This is a genomic window from Oceanobacillus salinisoli (assembly GCF_009733865.1).
Taxonomy (GTDB): Bacteria; Bacillota; Bacilli; order Bacillales; family Amphibacillaceae; genus Oceanobacillus; species Oceanobacillus salinisoli.
This window is the reverse complement of the sequence record NZ_WOFB01000065.1, coordinates 1-1310: the sequence shown is the minus strand read 5'-3', so window position 1 is coordinate 1310 and position 1310 is coordinate 1. Positions and strand designations below refer to the sequence as shown.

The window sequence follows — 1310 nt, the reverse complement described above, 5'->3', positions numbered from 1 at the left end:
CCCCCCTAAAAATAGACAATAAAAAATTCGGCAATTAGGCACCCTTTTTGTATTGTAAATAATATGTTTTTGGAGAAATGAATCCGAGCTTCTTTTGGATTCGTTTCTCATTAAATCGTTTAATATAGGATAGTAAATCATGCTTATAAGACTTTCTTGAGTAATTAGGATAGAAACAAGGGAATTCCGTTTTAAGCTGGGAGAAAAAGCTTTCAATTACTGCATTATCCCAACAATTAGCCTTTCTAGACATACTAGGAGTAAATTTCAGTTCCTTACTCAAGTTGTTGTACATAAGTGATCTATAAACGCTTCCCTGGTCACTATGGATAAGCACGCCCTCCAATGTCTTTAACTTTCGCTTTTTTCGTGCTTCTTCTATTGTATCTTTAATTAACTGTAGATTTGGACTATCTGACATGACAAAAGCAATAATCTCACGGTTAAACAAATCCATAACGGCAGAGATATAGATCTTTCGGGTTTCTACCCATAGTTCCGTCATATCGGTTACCCACTTCTGATTTGGATGATCCGCATCAAAATCTCGTTCTAAGTGATTTTCGTATACAAAACCAGCTGAGCTAGATTTCCCTTCTTTGGTCGTTTTTTTACATCTTACTTTCGCTTTTAAGTTAGCTTCACGCATCATACGAGCTACTTTTTTATGATTCACAATAGTACCTTTTGATTTCAGTTCTTTTGAGATACGTTTTGCACCATAAGTCCCCCTGTTAACTCTATAAACATGTTTAATAAGTTTTAATAGTTTCTTATCCTCTTTCGATACAGGTCTTTTTTCACGGTTCAAATAGGCATAATAACCACTTTTAGATACACCTATTACACGACACAATAGAACAACAGAATATTTTTTATCCTTCCTCAAAAAAGAGATAGCCTCGTACTTCTTGCTTATTCGTTCTCTTTGAGAAAGGCCTGGAACTTTTTTAAAATCTCATTCTCCAATTCTTTTTCTTTTAACTGTTTTTTCAGTTCTTGAATCTCTTTGTTTTCTTTGGCTTTTTTGGTTTGATTTACGGAACGTGAATTTATTAATCCCTCTTTACCATTTAAAAGATAAGCTTTACGCCAATTATTAACAGTATCTCGGTGTACACCAATTTCTTCAGCTACTTGAGCCACACTTCGATTATTTTCTAAAATATCCTGAACAACTTTCAATTTAAATTCGACACTGTGATGTGCCTTTCTTTGATTTTTCCCCATCAAATTCTCCCCCCATTAAGTCCACTATGACGTATTTTCATTATATCCTATTTGTCCATTATAAGGGGGGCGTTCACTGT

The 1310-nt window shown here is 34.4% G+C and carries 2 protein-coding genes; both read right to left on the bottom strand.

The genetic code is table 11. The annotated features are described in order from the left end of the window. Positions 1-34: 34 nt before the first annotated feature. Entirely contained in the window at positions 35-919 is an 885-nt protein-coding gene (locus GMJ66_RS20300) for an IS3 family transposase (protein WP_156292126.1), read from the bottom strand. Beyond that, positions 916-1230: a transposase gene (locus GMJ66_RS20295; RefSeq protein ID WP_156292125.1), complete on the bottom strand. Its 315-nt coding sequence runs from the start codon at positions 1228-1230 to the stop codon at positions 916-918. The genes GMJ66_RS20300 and GMJ66_RS20295 overlap by 4 nt, the downstream gene beginning before the upstream one ends. Positions 1231-1310: the final 80 nt, after the last annotated feature.